The following is an 18595-nucleotide window of genomic DNA, read 5'->3' as shown; positions in this document are numbered from 1 at the left end:
GGAGCGTGGCCGCCGGACGGCGCGTGGTTGGTGCGTTCTCGGCCGAAGCTAATCGAGCACCGTCACGGACGGTGACATCCGGGCCGGTCTTCACCCGTTTGTGGGGGCCCGCTGCGGCGTCCCGGCGGCGGCGTCCGGAGCGGCTGCCCCGGACGGGTGAGCAGACCCTCGGCGCGGGCCTGGAGTGCCCTCGCGCGCCCCTAGCATCGACCGGTGAGAGGGTCCCCGGCCACCGGCCGGGCCCACGCCCCACCCGCCCGGGCGTGGGCACGAGCAGGGGGAGAGCACCATGGAGCTGCGCGACTACGTGTCCGTGCTGCGCCGGCACTGGGCGGTGTGGGTCGGTTCGACCCTCCTCGGCCTGGCCGCCGCCGTCCTGCTGACCGTCCTGACGCCGCCCACGTACGAGGCCACCGCGCACGTGTTCGTCACCAGCACCGCGGAGGGGACCAGCGGCTCGCAGTTCGTCAACCAGCGGGTGCGCAGCTATCCCGACGTGGCACGCAGCGCCTCGGTGCTGCAGCCGGTCACCGAGGAGCTCGGCCTCACCCGGCCGCTGAACGAGCTGCGGGAGTCGGTGACGGCCAGCAACCCGGTGGACACCTCGCAGGTCGACATCACCGTCACCTCCGGGTCGGCGCAGGAGGCGGCGGACGTGGCCAACGCCGTCGCCGTCCGCTTCGGCGAGGTGGTGGAGGACCTGGAGTCCCCGGGCACGCAGCCCTCCCCGGTGAGCCTGACGGTGACCGATCCGGCCATCGTCCCGCCGGCACCCGTGGCACCGTCCCCGCTGCTGCTCGTCCCCCTCGGCCTGGTCGTCGGCCTGGGTCTCGGACTGGCCCTGGCCATCGCCCGCGGCCGGACGGCCGTCACCCTGGCCGGCGCGGACGACGTCCGCTCGTCCTGGCCGGCCGCGGACGGCGGTGCAGCACTGCCGGTGCTCCACTCCTCGTCCGGCCGCCGGTCGGCCGTCCAGCCGGCGACCCTGCTGGCCCGGCGCCTGGAGCTGCTCGCCGAGGACGGCCCGACGCGCGTCGCGCTCCTCACCCCGGCCGGCGGCTCGCGGCGCACGCTGCACCGGTTCGGGAGGGGCGTCGCCCAGGCCCTCCGGGCGTGGGACCTGCCGACCTCGGTCGTCGACGGCCCGGCCGAGCCCGCGCCCACCGCAGACGGCGCGCGGGTCCGCGTGCGCCTGGAGGTGTGGCCGTCCTCCGTGCCGCTCCAGCGGTGGCGGGACGCGGCCGAGAGCGGGCAGGTCGTCGTCGTCGTGGTCGAGTCGGGCAGGGTGCACGACGCCGAGCTGCAGGAGCTGGCCACCGTCCTGGCCTCGGTGGGCCTCGACCCGGTCGCGGTGGTCGTCGGCCAGCGCCGGGCGCTGACCGCCCGCGGCCGGGTCACCGGCCGCCCGGCGCCCACCCCGCCGGGGGCGCGCACCGTGGCACCGTCGCCGGACGGACCCGAGGCGTCGCGGCGGGGCCCGACCCCGCCGGGACGGGTCGAGCTCCCGACCGGGACCGTCACCACGCGCTGAGCCCGCGCCGGGTGACCCGTCGACGCCGTCACCGGAGGTCGCCCACCCGGTGCCCGGCCCGCCCCGGACGGACCGCCCGGTACCGCGCCGCCGTACCGGCGGCTCCGGCCGGCCCCACGCGCCCGACCGGGCGCCACCCGCCGCCGCACCGACGGGTCGGAGCGACCACCACCGCGGTGCCCGACCCCGGAGGTCGCCGGCACGGCCACGGCCGGGCCCGCCCGGCACCCGGCGCCGTGCGCGGTCCGGACCGGTGCCGGGAGGACCGGTCAGTGCGCGGGCGCGGGAGTCCGGGTCGGGCCGGCGACCGGCGGGACGAGGAGGCCCACCCCGTGACCGGGGATCGCCGCGGCCTCGGCGTGCACGCGCGACCGGGAACCGCCCTCGACCAGCAGGGAGACGGCGATGAAGCACAGGAAGGCGGGGGTGGCGTCGAACAGGCCGCTCTCGAGGACGCTGCGGCCGAGCAGGAAGACGACCAGCCCGGAGAACAGGACGCGGTGCTCGCGGGGGGCGCGCAGCACGCCGCGCAGCACCCACAGCGCCCAGCCGACACAGGTGCCCAGCCCGACCAGTCCCGCCTGCACGAGTGCGGACACCCAGCTGCTGTCGAGCAGCTGCTCGTTCCACCACTGGCCCTCGACCGGGATCAGCTTGACCGACAGCCCGCCGCCGAAGGCCCACTGCCAGGCGGACTCCGCCCACGACCGGGCGGCCGACCAGGCGATGAACCGCGACTCCAGCGTGCTGGTCCCCGCGCCGTCGCGGGACAGGAACCCGGCGACGGCCCCGGTGAGGACCGCGCCCAGCGACCCGAGGGCACCCACGACGAGGGCACCGACGACGAGGCCCACCCGCGCCCGGCGCAGCTGCAGGGCCATCACGGCGACCCCGGCCAGCACGGTGAGCAGCGCCGTGCGCGACTCGGTGAGCCACAGCACGCCGAGGGAGGCGCCGGCCACCAGCGCGTTGCGCCAACGGGCCTCCCCCAGCACGGTGCGCCACGCCGTCCAGAGCAGGACGATCCCGGCGAGCAGCGCCAGCTCGTTGGGGTTCAGCGGCGGCACGCCCCCGAAGAGCCGGCCACCGCTGGAGGAGGGCAGCCCGGTGACGGCCGCGACGGCCGCCACCACGGCGCAGGCCCAGACGATCGAGGCGAGGAACTGCAGGGCCGGGACGACGCGGAGCACGAGCACGACCGTCGCCGTCAGGATCACCAGCCGGACGACGATGACGCCGGTGGCCACCAGGGTGCCGTGACCGAGCGCGCCCAGCAGCGAGGCGGTCAGCAGGACGACCAGGACCCAGAGGGTCCCGGTCCCCAGCCGTCGGGACGACGAGCGCCGGGAGGCCACCATCAGCCAGGCCAGGCCCAGGGCCAGCACGCTCAGGGCGCCCTTGCTGACCACGACCGGGTCCAGGGAGCCGGAGAAGATGTCGCCGCGGCGCCACACCACGGTGGTGACCACCAGGAGCAGGCTGACCAGGCCGGTCCGGACCCTCGGCACGGTCACGCCGCCTCCTGCTCCCCCGGTCGACGGCGCGGTCGACGCCGGGTCGATCCTAGGGACGCCCGGGGGCACGGGCGGTGCTCCCGACCGGGGGCCTCGCCCGAACGGGGGAGGGACGTCGGCACGTCGCGCTGCCCGGTCAGCCGGTCGCCACGAGGGCGCGGGGCCCGGCACCGTCGGCCCGCACCACCGGCAGCAGCACACCCGCCCGCACGGCGACCGCGACCAGGACCGGCCCGAGGGTGAGCGCCAGCGGCGCCCAGCTCGCGCCGCCCTCGACCAGGAGCACCAGGACCAGGACGACGGCCAGCGAGAGGAGCTCCAGCGACCGGAGGGCCAGCACCCGGCGGTGCCGCCGGTGCACCGTCGCCAGCGCCGAGTAGGGCAGCAGCAGCGCGCCCCCGACCGCGTAGGCCGACCAGCCGACCACCGCGCCGACGGGGATGGCGTAGGCGTTCCCGGTGACCACGGGACCGACGAGCGGGAGGGCCAGGACGGTGAGCGCACCGGTGCCCGCCACGGCGAGGGCGAGACCCACAGCGGCGCGGTCGGCGGTCCGCAGCGCGGCCGCGGCCGGTTGCCGGCGCATGGCCACGAAGCGCGGCAGCAGGAAGGACCCGAGGCCGGTGACGAGCACCAGGGTCGGCGCGGTGAGCACCCGGGCGGCCTCGACCGGGCCGTAGGCGGCCGCTCCGGCCACGGCCACGACCAGGAGGCGCAGCGCGGTGAGCAGGGTCGGCCGGATGGTCTGGGCCAGGGCCCGCCAGACCCCGAAGTCGAAGACCGTCCGCCAGGCCGCGGGCCGCCACGGGCCGCGTGGCCGCTCGTCGGCGGGGAGCCGCCACCAGGCGACCAGCGCGGCTCCGGTCTGCCCGACCAGCAGCGCCACCACGAACGACCCGAGGGTGAGGCCGCCCATCGCGCCCACCGCGGCGAGGACGCCCAGGGCCAGCACCAGGCTCGTGCCGTCCACGGCCGGCAGGGACCAGAACCGGCCGGTGGCCATGAGCAGCCGCCGCAGGGTGTCCTCGACGACGAAGGCGGCGGTGGCCAGGCCCGCGAGCAGGCCGGCCCACAGCGGCAGGGCACCGGACAGGGACGCCACGGCCGCACCCAGGAGTGCGGCCGCTCCGGACACCGACGCCGTCCAGCCGAGCAGGGCGGCCCGGACCGGCGGGTCGGTGCGGTCCAGCACGGTCAGCGAGTCACCGACCATGCCGCTGCACACCGCGGTCGCGAGGACCAGCAGCCCGTAGCCCACGGCGAAGACCGCCAGGCCGGCGGCACCCAGGTACCGGGCCGCGGCGACCTGGAGGACCAGTCCCGCGAGGGCCTGGGTGCCCTGACCGAGGACCGCTCCGGCCGCGGGCGTGCGCACCGACGACAGCAGCCTCACCGGACCATCCTCCCCACGGGAACGCCCGGTCCGGCCGCAGCCGGACCGGGCGTCACCCGATCTGAGGTGCTGGAGGTCAGCGCCGGACCTGCACGCCGAACTCGCTCACCCGGAGCGCGACCGGGGAGGTCGCGCTGCCGGAGAGGTAGGCGCCGACGCCCACCCCGCCCGGTGCCTGCAGCGACGCGGTGGCGTCGGTGCGGGTCACCGTGGCCGCCGCCGGCTCCGCGGTGCCGGCGGCCCACACCGTGGCCGCCAGCTCGGTGGTGCCGCTGCCGGAGATCTGCAGCCGCACGTGCAGCGGGGCACCCGCGGTGGAGCTGACCCCCGGGACCACGACCTCCCGGCCGACGAGGACCTCGGTGGAGGACCCGCTGAGCCGGGTGACCGCCAGCCGGACGGTGCCGTCGGTGAGGTACCGCAGACGGGCCCGGTAGAGGTCCGTGGCGCTGATCCGGCGACCGGACACGTAGGCGTACACCCCACCACCGGAGACGGTCCCCTCGAGGGTCAGGGTGGTCCGCAGGTCGATGTCGGCCTGCGACACCTGGCCCAGGTGCGACGCGGTGCTGTTGGACGGCGCGTCCAGGCGCAGCGTGGCCGCCCCGGGGGTGACCGACTGCCTGCTGGCCCCGTACTGCGCCGTCCAGGGCCCGCCCACGTCCGCGGTGCCGAGGCCGCCGGTGACCGTCCGGCCGAAGGCGTCCGCGGCGACCGGCGCACCCGGGTCCACCGGGTCCACCGGGTCCACCGGGTCGGCGGGCTCGGTGACCGTGACCCCGCGGGACGAGGTCGCGGTCGCACCGCCGTCGTCGGTCACCGTGAGGGTCACCGTGTACTCACCCGCGGCGGCGTAGGTGTGCTGCGCGGTCGCCCCGGTGCCGGTCGTGCCGTCGCCGAAGTCCCAGGCGTACCCGGTCACCGTGCCGTCGGGGTCGGTGGAGCCCGACGCGTCGAAGGAGGCACCCAGGTCGGCCACCGAGGACGTGAACGACGCCGTGGGCGCCGCGTTCGGCTCCGGCTCCGGCTGCGGTGCCGGGGCTCCGTTGGGGACGGCGGTGAACGAGTCCACGCTCAGCGCCACGGCCCGCGCGCTGCCGGACAGGTAGGCGAACAGGCCCACCGCACCCGGCGCCTGCGGCGCTGCGGTGCTGTCGGAGCGGGTCACCGTCGCCGTCGCCGGCTCCGCCGTGCCCGCCGCCCACACCGTGGCCGCCAGCTCGGTCGTGCCCACCCCCTCGGCCTGCACGCGCACCTGCAGCGCGGTGCCGGCCGTGTAGGTCAGCCCGGCCACCCGCTGCTCGCCGCCGACGAGCGTGTCGGTCCCCGCACCGGTCACCCGGATGAAGGCGACCCGGACGCTGCCGTCGGCCAGGACCCGCACCCGGGCCCGGTACTCCTGGTTGGCGGCCAGCCGCCGGACCGGGACGTAGAGGTACGCGCCGCCACCGGAGGGCACCTGGGCCAGCGCCATCGTGGTCCGCACGTCCACGCTGGTCTGCGCGACCTCACCCAGGTGCGAACCGGTGTTCGTCCCCGGGGCCAGGGCCAGCACGGCGGCACCCGCCGAGACCGACTGGCGGGTCGCACCCGCCGAGGCCGTCCACGGCCCGCCCACCTCGGCGGTCCCCAGACCGCGGGTCACCGAGCGGTCGAAGGTGTCGGTCACCAGCGGCTCGCCCGTGCCGCCGCCGTCACCGGGGTCGGCCGGGTCGGTCGCCGCGACCACCCGCGAGGAGCTCGCGGTGGCACCGTCGTCGTCCGTGACCGTGAGGGTCACCGTGTACTCACCCGCGGCGGCGTAGGTGTGCTGCGCGGTCGCCCCGGTGCCGGTCGCGCCGTCACCGAAGTCCCAGGCGTACCCGGCCACCGTGCCGTCGGGGTCGGTGGACCCCGACGCGTCGAAGGAGGCCTCCAGGTCGGCCACCGACGCGGTGAACGACGCGGTGGGGACGGCGTTCGGCGGGTCGGTGACGGTCACCGTGCCGGTCTGCTGCGCGGTCGCCCCGGCGTCGTCGGTCACCGTCAGCGTCACGGTGTACGTGCCGGCGGCGGCGTAGGTGTGCTGCGCGGTCGCCCCGGTGCCGGTCGTGCCGTCACCGAAGTCCCAGGCGTACCCGGCCACCGTGCCGTCGGAGTCGGCGGACCCGGAGGCGTCGAAGGACGCGCCCAGGTCGGCCACCGAGGAGGTGAAGGCGGCCGTCGGGGCGGCGTTCACCGGCTGACCGGTCGTCCCGATGCTGAAGTGGTCGGCGACCTGGTCGGCCGACACGGCCGTGGGGTAGACCGCGACCTCGTCGACCTGGCCGGTCCAGTAGTCGGCGCCGACCCAGCCGCGGTCCCCACCGATGCGCCAGTGACCGGTGTAGCTCTGCCCGGTGGTCACGTCGGCGCGGGAGCCGGCGAGGGCCCCGTCGACGTACAGCGCCATGCCGGCCGGGCTGAGGGTGGCCACGACGTGGTGCCACTGACCGTCGTTGTAGCTGCCGGGGGCGCTGACCGACTGGCGGGTACCGGTGTACACGCCGAAGTGCAGGCTGCCGTCGACGTCCATGTAGACGTGCCGGTCGCGGTTGCGGCTGATCCCGTCCTTCGCACTGCCGAAGCCGATGATCTTGCCACCGAGCGTCGTCGTGGTCCTGACCCAGGTCTCGAGGGTGAAGGTGTTCGGCGCGGGGACCGCGGTCTGCGTCGCGAGCAGACCGGCGCTGGTGCCGTCGAACCCGTAGGCGGTGTCCGGGTCGCCGCTGACGGCGCCGGCCTCGCCGGGGGTCACGCCACCGCCCAGCGGCAGGTCGGCCGCCCCGGCGTGGTCGTAGGCCGTCCCACCGGAACGCTCACCGAGCGGCCAGTAGTGCTGCGGACGGTCGGCGCGCACGGCGTCGGAGTAGGTGCGCTGCACGACCGTGCCCTCGGCCACGTCCACCGAGACCCACGGCGAGTTGGCCCGGTTGCCGGCGGCGTCCACCGCGCTCACCCGGTAGGTGTGCGTGCCGGCCGGGACGCCGACGTCCACGAAGCCCATCGACTGGGGCCGCCACCAGAGGGAGGACTGGGTCACCTCGTGGACCGGCGTCCTGGTGTCGCCGTCCCGGAACACCTGGTAGGTGAGGTGCTCGTCGTCCCGGTCGTTGGTCGAGGTCCAGGTGACCCGGGCCATGCCGCCCTGCGGGGAGGCGGCCGCCGGGCGCAGGCCGGCCGCGTCGGGGCCGATCCGGTCGGGGGCGATCGCGGACACCGCGTAGCGCACGAGCCCCTGCTGGCCGGTGCCGTTGACCCGCGGGAACTCGCCGCCGTAGACGAGGTACTGGTCGTTGCCGGTGACGCTCCACCCGGCCTGACCCTGACCGGTGAAGCCGCCCGGGGTCATGGTGGGGAACCAGTTGAGCAGGGACGGGGCGGGCTTGCCCTGCAGCAGGGTCCCGCTGGAGGGGTACCCGGCGGTCTTGTCGTCCTTGTGCACGACGGTCCCGTCGGGCGCCACGCGGCTGTTGAACAGGGTCTCGCGGCCGACCGTGCCGGTGGCCGACAGGCTCAGCGCGGTGCCGTACCGGTGCACCCGCGGGTTGTGCTCGTGGTAGCCACCGATGTTGCTGCAGACGTGCGGGTGACCGGCCATGTACAGCGCACCGTTCATCGGGTGGCTGGAGTAGCTGTCGCCGTGGCAGTCGTTGACCCAGTTCACCGCACCGCCGTCGGCGGACACCGAGAAGGACCCCTCGATGTTGCCGGGGCCGTAGAAGTCGTAGGCGGTGCCGTAGACGTTGGTGCCGTCGGTGGTGAGGCTGAACACGCCGCTGTTGATGCCCTGGTTGGTGATCGAGCGGTTGACCTCGAACGGCCGGGTCTCCCCGGTCACCGCGTCGAGCGCACCGACGCCGGTCGCCTTCACGCCGTTGAGCGTGTCGAAGTGACCGCCGACGACGACCTGCGCACCCCCACTGGTGACCACCAGGGCACGGACGACGTCGCTCGTCGCGGTGCTGCCGTTGCGGTTGAGCAGGGGGCCGGTGCCGGGGACCGGGTTCCACGGCAGCAGCGCGCCGTTCGACGCGGACACCGCGGCCAGGCGGTGCCGGCTCTGCGAGCCGACGGAGGTGAAGGCGCCGCCGAGGTAGACGGTGCTGTCGGTGGCGGCGATGGCCCGCACCGAGCTGGTCACGTTGGGCCGGAAGTCGGCGAGGAGCTGTCCCGTCGCCGTGCTGTAGGCCGCGATCCGGTTGCGGGTCTGGCCGTCCGCCCGGGTGAAGTCACCGCCGACGTAGACCCGGGAGCCGTCCGGGGACGCGGTCACGACCAGCGCCTGGGCGTTCAGGTCGGGCGCGAACGAGGTGATCAGCGCGCCGGTCCGGATGTCGTAGGCGAGCAGGTTGTTCCGCACGGTCTCCTGGGTGCCGGCGGCCGCGCCGGCCGGACGCGCCCGGGTGAACTTGCCGGCGACGTACACCGTGTTGCCCACGACCACCTGCGACCAGACGACGCCGTCGATCTGCACGGTCGGCAGGGCGTCGGCGGTGACGGTGGCCGGCGTCGCCGGGTTGGCCGGGTCCAGCGGTGCGGCGTCGGCCTGCGCGGTCCCGACCAGCAAACCGCCGCAGGCGCCGGCGACCATCAGCGGGCTCAACAGCCCAGCCACGACCGCGCGGACGGCGGCCTTGCGTGCAACCATGTTCGTTCCCCCGTGGTGAGTGCACCGGTCCGCACGTCGGACCGGCCGCAAACACTAAGCGTGACGACGACGCCCGGGGCATCCCCTGATCCGGTGACCCACCGTAGGCAAAGTGCCCCCACGGAGTCGATCGATCACTCTGTGCAACGAGACGAGGCAACTCCGGTCACCGGAGCTGCCCCGTGGACGAGCGGTCGTGTCAGCCGCGCGCGCGACGACGCACGCGGACGTGGTGGCGGGTCAGGCGGGCCACCACGTGCGCCCACCCGTCACGGGGGGCCACGTAGCAGCGCGGCAGGGTGAAGCGGTCCCCCGGGTCGTAGTCACCGGTCACGCAGGCGTGGTCGTACCCCGCCGCGCGGACCGCGTCGGCCGCCGCGCGGTCGAAGCTGCCGTACGGGTAGCAGAAGCCGCGGACCTCCTCCTGGAGCACCTCCTCGAGGACCTGCCGGCTGTCGCGCACCTCGGTGGCGAGCACGGACGCGTCGGCGCCGGCCAGGCGGGCATGGGTCACCGTGTGGCTGCCGACCTCCTGGCCGGTGGCCGCCACGGCACGGACCTGGTCGGCGTCCAGGATGTCGAAGCGGGGCCCGGTGTCCCACTCGTTCTGGCCGCCCAGCCGACCGGCCACCACGTAGACCGTGCCGGTCATGCCGTGCCGCTGGAGCACCGGGACGGCGTGCTCGAGGAAGTCGGTGTAGCCGTCGTCGAAGGTGAGCCCGACCAGGCCGGCGTCCTGCCCCCGGTCGTGGGCGCGGACCAGCTCCCCGAGCGACACGCCCCGCAGACCCAGCCGGCGGAGCAGCTGCAGGTGCTGCGCCAACCGCCGCGGGTGCACCCGCAGCCGGTGCGGGTCGGGCACCGTCGAGGGGCTGATCGAGTGGTACATGAGGACCGGCGGGAGCAGCACCCGTGGCCGGTCGGTCTCCACGGCGGTCACCGGGCGCCCACCCCCTGCGCGACCGGTGCCCCGGTCCGGCCGCTGGCCGACGGGCCCGCGCCGAGGGTCGCCACCTCGGCCACGAGCCGGTCGCGGAACCGCTCGGGCGCGTGCCGCCGCCGGGCCTCGGCCGCGTCCTCGAGCGCGGCGCCGCGGAAGGTCGGCCAGTCCGCGCGGACCCGCTGCACCGCGTCCACCCAGTCGGCCGGTCGCCGCGGGTCGGCGACCTGGGCGCTGGAGTACCCCTCGACGGCCTCCAGCAGGCCGCTGGTCGCGCTGGCCACCACGGGCCGGGCACCGAGCACCGCCTCGACCGCGGTGTTGCCGAAGGACTCCTCGCCCACGGAGGGGACCAGCACGACGTCGGCGTCGGCCAGCAGGGGCCACACGTCGGCCTGGAAGCCCACCAGACGCACCCGGTCGTCCAGTCCGGCGGCCGTCACCTGCTCGCGCAGCTCGGCCTCGAACCACTCGTACCCGGGGAACACCGACCCGGCGACGGTCAGCCGGGCGTCCACCCCCCGGGCGACCAGCCCCGCCAGCGTGGCCACGGCGACCTGGGGCCCCTTCCGGGGCGAGAGACGGCCGACGTAGAGCAGCCGCAGCGGCCCGTGCAGCCGGGCACGGGCGGGCACGGCCTCGGCCGGGCCGCGGACGGCGTTGTGCACCACCGCGGCGCGGCGGCGCACCCGGGGTGCCACCTCGGTCAGGACCTCGAGGGTGAACCGGCTGTTGGCCACCACGCGGTCGCTGAGGGCCGGACACAGCGCCATCCCGAGGCGCAGCAGCCGGGGTGCGGACTGCTCGGCCTCGTGCACGTGGCACAGCGACCGGCGGCCGGCCACGCGCGCGAGCAGCGGCCAGGACGGGAGGGTGAGGGTGTTGACGTAGACGCCGGCCGTCGCGTGCCGGCGCAGGAGCCGCAGCGCCGGCAGCACGCCGCGCACCGCGTCACCGACCAGCCGCAGCGCCCCGCGTGGACGCAGCGCGGAGTTGCGCAGCACCGGCATCGGGCAGGACCGGACCCGGACACCGAGCCGCTCCAACTCGGTGACCAGCGGACCCGGTCCGGGGACGGCGACCGTGACGTCGTGGGACCCGGCCAGCGCCGTCACGGACTCCAGGAGCACCCGGTCGGCGCCGTAGAGCTCGGCCCCCGGGTGGACGACCAGGACGGCGGGCCGCGGTCCGGGGTGGGCGTGCCGCTCGGCCGCGCCGGCGGAGCCGCGGGGTGGGGAGACGGTCACGGCGGTCAGTCGACCGGGCCGGAGAACAGCACCCGCGGCGCGTCCGCCCGTGCGGCGAGCTCCACCGTCACCGCACCCATCGCCTCGCGCGGGACGCTGAACACGTACACGCCCTCGGCCGCCTCGCCCTCGGGCAGCTCGCCGACGAGGGGCTGCCGGGACGGGTCCTCCAACGGCGAGGCGGGGGTGAGCTCGCCCCCGTGGTAGGCGTTCACGGTGACGCCGTCCAGCGGCAGCGGCGCCGGCGAGGTGTTCTGGATCCGGACGGTCACCCGCAGGGCGGGACCGGACACGTTGCCGGGGCCCTGGCCCGTCCCCTCGATCGCCTCGATGCGGGACAGCTCGACGACCAGTCCGTCCTCGACCGTGACGGGGGCGTCCAGCGGCACCTCCGGCAACGCCGGCGGCAGGTCGGCGGAGACCGGCGTCCCCTCCCCCGGGACCGGGGCGGGCGCCGACTCGACGGCTGCCGGTGCCGGTGCCGGTGCCGCCGACGGCTCGCCGGTCGGGGTGGTGGGATCGGCCGTGCCGCCCGCGTCGGTGGCCTCCGCCGGGGTCGACGGCGCGGCCGCGGGGGCGGTGCCGCCGTCCGCGTCGTCGCCCAGCAGCAGCACCAGCGCCACGACGCCGGCGACCACGAGGCCCGCGACGGCGGCCAGCAGGGTCCGGCGGCGGGCGGTGGGGGCGCCGTCGTCGGCACCCCCGGCCGGTCGCCGGGTGTCGGTGTCGTCGGTCGTCATCGGGGCAGCCTGCCGATCTCTCGATACCACTTGATCGAGGCGATGGCGAGGAAGGCCGCCGCCGCCAGGAAGAGGACGGTGTAGGTCGGGACGAACAGCGCGGGCGCCCCGACGAGGACGAAGACGCAGGCCAGCAGGCCGTAGTCGGTGGGGAGGGTGAGCACCGAGCGCCCCACGCCGGGGGGCCGGGCGGTGGGCTGGGACCGGGTGGGGACGCCGTGCTGGGCCCGCAGCGCCTCGTTGAGCATCGTGCCGAAGTAGGTGACGGCGTCGACGAGGCAGTAGCCGATCGGCACCAGCAGCCAGGCGTCCTGGACCACGTCGAACCGGTACCAGCCGACCAGCACGGCCAGGTGCAGGCCGGAGGCCTTGGCGGCGTCCACCATGTGGTCCAGCCACTCCCCGGCCGGGGACCCGCCGCCGCGCAGCCGGGCCAGCTGCCCGTCGGCGGCGTCCAGGCCGTAGCCGAGCAGCAGGCAGCCGGCGACGGCCAGGCCCATCGGCACCGACGGCGGGACGAGGGCGAGCAGCGCGATCCCGGTGGTGGTGAACACCGCGCTGGTCGCGGTGACCGCGTTCGGGGTCAGGCCGGCGTGGAAGGCCAGCGCGGCGAACAGCCGACCCAGGGGCCGGTTGACGAACCGGGAGTACGCCGGCGCGCCGGTGGACCCCTTCTGGGCGACGGCCAGCCGGCGCAGCGTCGTCCGCAGGTCCTCCACGGGCGGGCGCTCCACGGTCGCGGTCACTGCTGGACCGCCCGGAGTCGCTCCTCCGCGGGGACCGCCGCGGGGGCGGGCACCGGGACGGCCGGTCGGGGCGCGAGCGGAGGGCCGTCGGCCGCGGTCGGCCGGCGCCGTCCCGAGGGCCGGCGGGGGGCGAAGCGGCGCCCGGCGAGCACGCGCGCGAGCTCCTCGTACCCGGCCGCAACGGCGTCCCAGTCGTAGCCGCCGGCCCGCTCCCGGGCACGCGCTCCGGCGCGGGTGACCCAGTCCGGGTCGGCCTCCACGGCGGCGACCTCGCGAGCCACGTCGGCGGGGGTGCGGAAGAACCGGCCGGCGTCGGCGACGACCTCGCGGTTGAAGTCGACGTCGAAGGCGGTGACCGCCGCGCCGGCACCGATGGCGCGCAGCAGCGAGGGGTTGGTGCCGCCCACGGAGTGCCCGTGCAGGTAGGTCGTGCAGTTGGCGTAGAGCTGGTCGAGCAGCTCCTGGTCCCAGACCCCGCCCAGGAAGCGCACCCGGTCGTCGGCCAGCGCGTGCACCCGGGCGGTGTACTCGTCGGCGTAGGGCGCCGAGCCGACGACGACCAGCGGCTGGGCGGCGGTGCTGGCCGCGTAGCCCTCGACGATCACGTCGACGTGGTTCTCCGGCTCGAAGCGGGCCACGACCAGGTGGTAGCCGCGCGGCTCCAGGCCGAGCTCCGCGAGGCGGTCGGTCCCGGGCCGGATGAGCGGGGCGCCGTAGGTGAGCAGCGTGGTCGGGGCGGCGAAGGCGTCGCGGTAGTAGTCGGCGATGCCCTGCGCGTCGGCGATGAGCACGTCGGACCAGCGCACGGCCAGCGCCTCGGCCGCGCGGTAGTAGCGCCGGCCCGTGCCGCCCCACTTGGCACGCTTCCACTCCAGCCCGTCCACGTGGGTGGCGACGGGGATGCGGGCGGCGCGCAGTGCCGGGAGCAGCGGCGCGTTGGCCGCGTTGAACACCATCGCCACGTCGGTGCGGTGGGTCAGCAGGTGCCCGAACGACAGGGCGGTGTGGCTCAGCGTCTCCAGCGACCGCCGACGGGTGGCCGGCAGGTGCACCAGCTCCATGCCCAGGTGCGTGGCCGGCGGCTCCTCGACGGTCCCCGGCACGGTGCGGCAGTAGACGACGACCCGGTGTCCGGCGTCGGCCAGCCGGCGCCCGATCTCCTCGACGGCGGTCTCGAAGCCGCCGTACCGGGCCGGCACGCCGCGCGTGCCGACCATCGCGATGCTCAAGCGGTCCATCGGGGCCTCCGTCTCGCGTCCGAACAGGCGGACGAGGTGTCCGTACCGGACGTACGTGTCTCGTCGCCCCGGGTGAGCTTCGAACGGCCGGGGCCCGACAGGGGAGGTCTGCGCGGGCGACGTCACCCGCACGGGGCACCGGCGCACTGGTGAGGTGCTGGAACGGCCCCGTCCCGGGTCCCGCGCCGAGCCCGGTGACGTGCTGGAACGGCCACCCCTCAGGAGCCCGCGCCGAGCCTGCGAGGCGTGGGGGGAGGGGTGGTCCTTGCTCAGTACGCCCCGGAGCTGGTGAGCACGGCGCGCACCGTCTTGGCGAGGATCAGCGCGTCCAGCGCGAGCGACCAGTTCTCGACGTAGCGCAGGTCTAGGCGCACGGCCTCCTCCCACGGCAGGTCGCTGCGGCCGGAGATCTGCCACAGGCCGGTCAGCCCGGGCTTGACCAGCAGCCGGCGGCTGACCGAGGTGTCGTAGCGGGCGACCTCACCGGGCAGCGGCGGGCGCGGACCGACCAGCGACATCGAGCCGCCGAGGACGTTGAGCAGCTGCGGCAGCTCGTCCAGCGACAGCCGGCGCATCACCCGGCCGACCGGGGTGACCCGCGGGTCGACCCGCATCTTGAACAGCAGCCCGTCGGCCGTGCTCTGCGCGCGCAGGGCGTCGAGCTGGCGCTCGGCGTCCATCACCATGCTGCGGAACTTGAGCATGGTGAAGGCCTGACCGTTCAGCCCGACCCGCTCCTGGCGGTAGAGCACCGGGCCGGGGCTGGTGACCTTCACGGTGACGGCGATGGCCAGCAGCGCCGGGGCGAGCACGAGCAGGGCCAGCGCGGCGACGGCGCGGTCCAGGCCGCCCTTGACGACGCGCTGCCAGCCCTCGAAGCGCGGCTGCTCCACCGACAGCAGCGGCAGCCCCTCGAACGGGCGGATGTGCAGCCGTGGGCCGGCCACCTCGACCAGACCGGGGGCCACGAGCAGCTCGATGCCGGTGCCCTCCAGCTGCCAGGACAGCGAGCGCAGGTACTGCGCCGCGGTCTCGCTGGCCGACGTCACCGCGATGGTGTCCGCGCCGAGCGTGCCGACCAGCGACAGCACGTCGTCCAGCCCGCCGACGGGGACGCCGGCCACCCGGGTCACCCGGTCGCGGTCGGCGGAGGTCACGCAGGCGGCGACGACCTCCAGCCCGGCGAACCGCTCCCGGCGCAGCCGGTCGACCAGCTCGAGGACCGCGGTCCCCCGGCCCACGACGACGACCCGCTTGGCGCAGTGGCCCTGCGCGCGCAGCCGGCGCAGCGCGCAGCGGGCGGCGAAGCGCCCCAGCAGGGTGCCCAGCGTCAGCGCCGGGACGGCGCCGACCACCAGCGCCCGGCTCAGGTCCAGCTCGGCGGCGTAGGAGACGAACCCGGCGACGGCGAGCAGCCCGAACCCGGCCCTGCCCACCGCGCGGTACTCGTCGCTGCCGGAGCCGAAGACCCGCTCGGCGTGGGCGCCGGTGGCGTGCAGCAGCACCGGCCAGACGACGACGAGGGCGACGCTGGCCCAGAACAGCGAGGTGCCCGGCGAGGCGCCGGGGTGCGTGCCCAGCACGGCCACCGCGGCCACCGTGGCGGCCGTGAGCTCGAAGCCGGTGAGCGTGCGGGAGTACCGGGCCACCCAGGGCGCCCGCCCGGCCCGCGGGCGGGGCCGGCGCTGCACGCTCGGCGTCCCCCGGAGCGCGCGGGACGCCGTCCCGAGACGGGCGGTGGAGTGGTCGAGCAGCACGGTTTCCCCCGGACGCACGTGACGACGTGTGGTCGGCACCACGCGTGCACGGGACGACTGTTCGCCTGTGAGCAGGGCGTTCGTCCGGGCACGGTGTCCGACGTCGGACGACCATCACACTGCGTCACGGGCGGGTCAACGCGCGGCGGGCCCCTTCACCCGTTGGTGACGGCGACTCACCCACCCGGGGACGCCCGTCAGGTTCGGGGGTGGACCACGTTCTGCGCGGCCTCGAGCCCGCGGGCGAGCAGCTCCTCGGCGGCGTCGGCGGCCTCGGCGACGAGCAGGTCGAGCTCCTTGCGCTCGGTGGCCGAGAAGTCCCGGAGCACGAAGTCGGCCGGGTCCTGGCGGCCCGGCGGGCGGCCGATGCCGACGCGCACCCGCAGGTAGTCCCTCGTCCCGGTGGACCGGGAGATCGACCGCAGGCCGTTGTGCCCGCCCTCCCCGCCGCCGCGCTTGAGCCGCACCGTGCCGAAGGGGACGTCGAGCTCGTCGTGCAGCACCACCAGGTCGGTGGCCGGGATGGAGTGGTAGTCCAGCAGGCCGCGGACCGGGCCGCCGGACTCGTTCATGTAGGTGGTGGGCCGGGCCAGCACGACGCGGCGGCCGGCCAGCCGGCCCTCGCCGACCTGCGTGCGGGCCCGCTTGCCCTTGCCCGGGGAGAGCCGGGTGCCGGCCCGGGCGGCGAGCTCGTCGAGCACCACCACGCCGACGTTGTGCCGGTTGCCGGCGTAGGAGGGACCGGGGTTGCCCAGCCCGACCACCAGGAAGGGCCCCTCGGACACGGCCGCGGGGGCGCCGACGTCGTCGGCGCCCCCGCGGGTCGAGCCCTGGGTCAGGACGCTCAGCCCTTCTCGGCGGAGTCCATCGACTCGCCGCTGCCCTGGTCCTGCGGCTCGGAGACGACGTCGCCCTGGCCGACGCCCTCCTCGGCGGCTGCGGACTCCTCGCGCTCGATGCCGGCCTCGGCCTCGGCCTCGGCGAGCTCGGCCTCCAGCGCCTCGGCGGTCGGGGCCCCGATGAAGCCGATGACGAGCGCCTCGGGGTCGGTGACCAGCACGGCGCCGGCCGGCAGGGTGATGTCGCCGGCGTTGATGCCCTGGCCGGCCGTGCGGCCGGTCACGTCGACCTCGATGGTCTCGGGCAGGTTCGTGGCGTCGGCCTCGATGGACAGGGTGTTCAGCTGGTGGTTCGGGATCGAGTCGATGCCCGGCTCACCGACGACGAGGACCGGGATCTCCACCGTCGTCCGCTCGCCACGGCGCACGACGAGCAGGTCGACGTGCTCGTGGGCGCGGGTCAGCGGGTCGCGCTGCACCGCCTTGGTGAGGGCGAGCTGCTCCCGGCCGTCCAGGACGACGGTGAGCAGCACGGTGCTGCCGCCGTTGCGCAGCGCCGCGGCGAACTCGCGGGCCGGCAGCGACAGGTGCACGACGTCCTGGCCGTGCCCGTAGAGGACGGCGGGGACGCGGCCGGCCCGGCGGGTGCGGCGGGCGCTGCCCTTGCCGAACTCGGTGCGGGTCTCGGCGGCGAGGCGGAAGTCGGCCACGGTGGTGTGCTCCTCAGCAGGTGGATCGGGTCGGTGGCCGGCGGACGGCGCGGCACGCCCGGCCGGGGGGGCAGACCCCCGCGAGGAGCGCAGCACGTCGATCACGGAGTACGGGCGGGCCGTCTCCCTCGCCGGGCAACTCCTCGAGGATACCCGGTGCCCGGGACGGCTCCCCCGCCGGGCCGGGGCCGTGCCCCCGGCACGCCGACGGCGTCCTACGCGGGTCCCGCGCCGGCCGGCCCCGGGGCGGCGAGGACGGCGTCGAGCACCAGGCGGGCGCACGCGTCGACGTCCCTGCCCGTCGTGTCGACGCGGACCTCGGCGTCGGTGGGGACCTCGTAGGGGTCGCTGATCCCGGTGAACGCCGGGATCTCGCCCCGCCGGGCCCGCGCGTACAGCCCCTTGCGGTCACGGGCCTCGCACTCGGCGAGCGGGGTGGCCACGTGCACCAGCACGAAGCCACCGGGCCCCGCCTGCTCCTCGGCCTCCCGGCGCACGTCGGCGCGGACGGCGGCGTAGGGGGCGATGGGTGCGCACACGGCGGTGCCGCCGTGCTTGGCGATCTGCGCGGCGACCCAGCCGATCCGGCGGACGTTGGTGTCCCGGTCGGCCCGGGAGAAGCCCAGCCCGGCGGACAGGTGGGAGCGGACCTCGTCGCCGTCGAGCAGGGTCACGCTGCGGCCGGTCTCCAGCAGCAGCTCGACGACCCGGGCGGCGATGGTCGACTTGCCGGCGCCGGACAGCCCGGTGAAGAACAGCACCCGCCCGCCGGTGCGCGCCGTCCCCGGGTCGACGCGGCTGCCGGCCAGGGTCGCGCCGTAGACGGCCGCCAGCCGCGGCCAGCCCACCTCCGGCGCGGCCGCGGTCACCGGGACGCACACCAGCTCCACCTCGCGGCCGCCGGACCGGACGCCGGCCCACGCGGCCGCGGCGGAGGAGACCACCGCCGCGTCGACGGGCGCCCCGGCCACGGGCAGGAGCACGAGGACCCGCGGCGGCAGGTCCTCGACCGCGGCCGGCGGCCACCCCACCCAGGCGGCGGGGTCGGACCACCCGCGCTCCCGCAGCCGGCGGGCCACGTCGGCCGGCGGGCGCCAGCGTGGGACCTCGACCACCCGGAGCCCCTCGGCCTCGCGCACCGCCACGAGGACCCCCTGGGCGTCCTCGAACCCCTCGGCCGGCGGGAGGTCGGGGACGGCACCCAGTCCGAACCGGTGGCGGGCCAGGGCGGCGACCTGGGCGTCGGTCAGTCGGGTGCGGGCGGCCACCCG

The 18595-nt window shown here is 76.3% G+C and carries 13 protein-coding genes; 1 reads left to right on the top strand and 12 read right to left on the bottom strand.

The window, feature by feature from the left end; genetic code table 11:
- Positions 1-289 precede the first annotated feature (289 nt).
- On the top strand, positions 290-1531 hold the full coding sequence (locus RTG05_RS03825) for a YveK family protein (RefSeq protein WP_315912298.1): 1242 nt from the start codon (positions 290-292) through the stop codon (positions 1529-1531).
- A 269-nt stretch (positions 1532-1800) separates the two neighbouring features.
- On the opposite strand, the gene RTG05_RS03820 is transcribed toward RTG05_RS03825, so the two are convergent.
- The 12 genes from RTG05_RS03820 to cysC form a co-directional block, all read right to left on the bottom strand.
- Positions 1801-3045, bottom strand: a complete 1245-nt coding sequence (locus RTG05_RS03820; RefSeq protein ID WP_166527526.1) for an O-antigen ligase family protein — start codon at positions 3043-3045, stop codon at positions 1801-1803.
- Positions 3046-3181: 136 nt separating this feature from the next.
- Positions 3182-4438, bottom strand: coding sequence for an MATE family efflux transporter (locus RTG05_RS03815; RefSeq protein WP_166527525.1), 1257 nt, complete (start codon positions 4436-4438; stop codon positions 3182-3184).
- Positions 4439-4514: 76 nt separating this feature from the next.
- Complete coding sequence (locus RTG05_RS03810; protein ID WP_166527524.1) at positions 4515-9107, bottom strand: PKD domain-containing protein; 4593 nt, start codon at positions 9105-9107, stop codon at positions 4515-4517.
- A 199-nt stretch (positions 9108-9306) separates the two neighbouring features.
- The gene (locus RTG05_RS03805) at positions 9307-10047 is read right to left on the bottom strand and encodes a polysaccharide deacetylase family protein (protein ID WP_208104779.1); all 741 of its coding nucleotides are present in this window, start codon (positions 10045-10047) and stop codon (positions 9307-9309) included.
- Positions 10044-11294 carry a glycosyltransferase gene (locus tag RTG05_RS03800; RefSeq protein WP_166527523.1) on the bottom strand — a complete coding sequence of 417 codons (1251 nt, stop codon included), beginning with the start codon at positions 11292-11294 and terminating at the stop codon, positions 10044-10046. Before RTG05_RS03800 ends, RTG05_RS03805 begins: the two co-directional genes overlap by 4 nt.
- 5 nt (positions 11295-11299) lie before the next feature.
- A complete protein-coding gene (locus RTG05_RS03795) occupies positions 11300-12034 on the bottom strand; it encodes a hypothetical protein (protein ID WP_166527522.1) in 735 nt (244 codons plus the stop codon).
- Positions 12031-12780, bottom strand: a complete 750-nt coding sequence (locus RTG05_RS03790; RefSeq protein WP_166527521.1) for a CDP-alcohol phosphatidyltransferase family protein — start codon at positions 12778-12780, stop codon at positions 12031-12033. The genes RTG05_RS03795 and RTG05_RS03790 overlap by 4 nt, the downstream gene beginning before the upstream one ends.
- Positions 12777-14018, bottom strand: coding sequence for a DUF1972 domain-containing protein (locus RTG05_RS03785; RefSeq protein ID WP_315912297.1), 1242 nt, complete (start codon positions 14016-14018; stop codon positions 12777-12779). The genes RTG05_RS03790 and RTG05_RS03785 overlap by 4 nt, the downstream gene beginning before the upstream one ends.
- A gap of 269 nt (positions 14019-14287) precedes the next feature.
- A complete protein-coding gene (locus RTG05_RS03780) occupies positions 14288-15793 on the bottom strand; it encodes a sugar transferase (RefSeq protein ID WP_315912296.1) in 1506 nt (501 codons plus the stop codon).
- Positions 15794-15972: 179 nt separating this feature from the next.
- Positions 15973-16560 (bottom strand): aminoacyl-tRNA hydrolase, encoded by a 588-nt coding sequence (gene pth, locus RTG05_RS03775; RefSeq protein ID WP_166527520.1) that lies wholly within the window; start codon positions 16558-16560, stop codon positions 15973-15975.
- Positions 16561-16619: 59 nt separating this feature from the next.
- Complete coding sequence (locus RTG05_RS03770) at positions 16620-17324, bottom strand: 50S ribosomal protein L25/general stress protein Ctc (protein WP_166527519.1); 705 nt, start codon at positions 17322-17324, stop codon at positions 16620-16622.
- Between the two features lie 215 nt (positions 17325-17539).
- Positions 17540-18592, bottom strand: coding sequence for an adenylyl-sulfate kinase (gene cysC, locus RTG05_RS03765; RefSeq protein WP_315912295.1), 1053 nt, complete (start codon positions 18590-18592; stop codon positions 17540-17542).
- Positions 18593-18595 lie beyond the last annotated feature (3 nt).

This window comes from Geodermatophilus sp. DSM 44513 (assembly GCF_032460525.1).
GTDB lineage: Bacteria > Actinomycetota > Actinomycetes > Mycobacteriales > Geodermatophilaceae > Geodermatophilus.
The sequence above is the reverse complement of the archived record's forward strand: the minus strand, read 5'-3'. Positions and strand labels throughout refer to the sequence as shown.

What these genes read in the sequence shown, in the direction of transcription:
- RTG05_RS03825 (WP_315912298.1), top strand. Translation starts at nt 290, where the DNA reads ATGGAGCTGCGCGACTACGTGTCCGTGCTGCGCCGGCACTGGGCGGTG.
- RTG05_RS03810 (WP_166527524.1), bottom strand. Translation starts at nt 9,107, where the DNA reads ATGGTTGCACGCAAGGCCGCCGTCCGCGCGGTCGTGGCTGGGCTGTTG.
- RTG05_RS03795 (WP_166527522.1), bottom strand. Translation starts at nt 12,034, where the DNA reads ATGACGACCGACGACACCGACACCCGGCGACCGGCCGGGGGTGCCGAC.
- RTG05_RS03785 (WP_315912297.1), bottom strand. Translation starts at nt 14,018, where the DNA reads ATGGACCGCTTGAGCATCGCGATGGTCGGCACGCGCGGCGTGCCGGCC.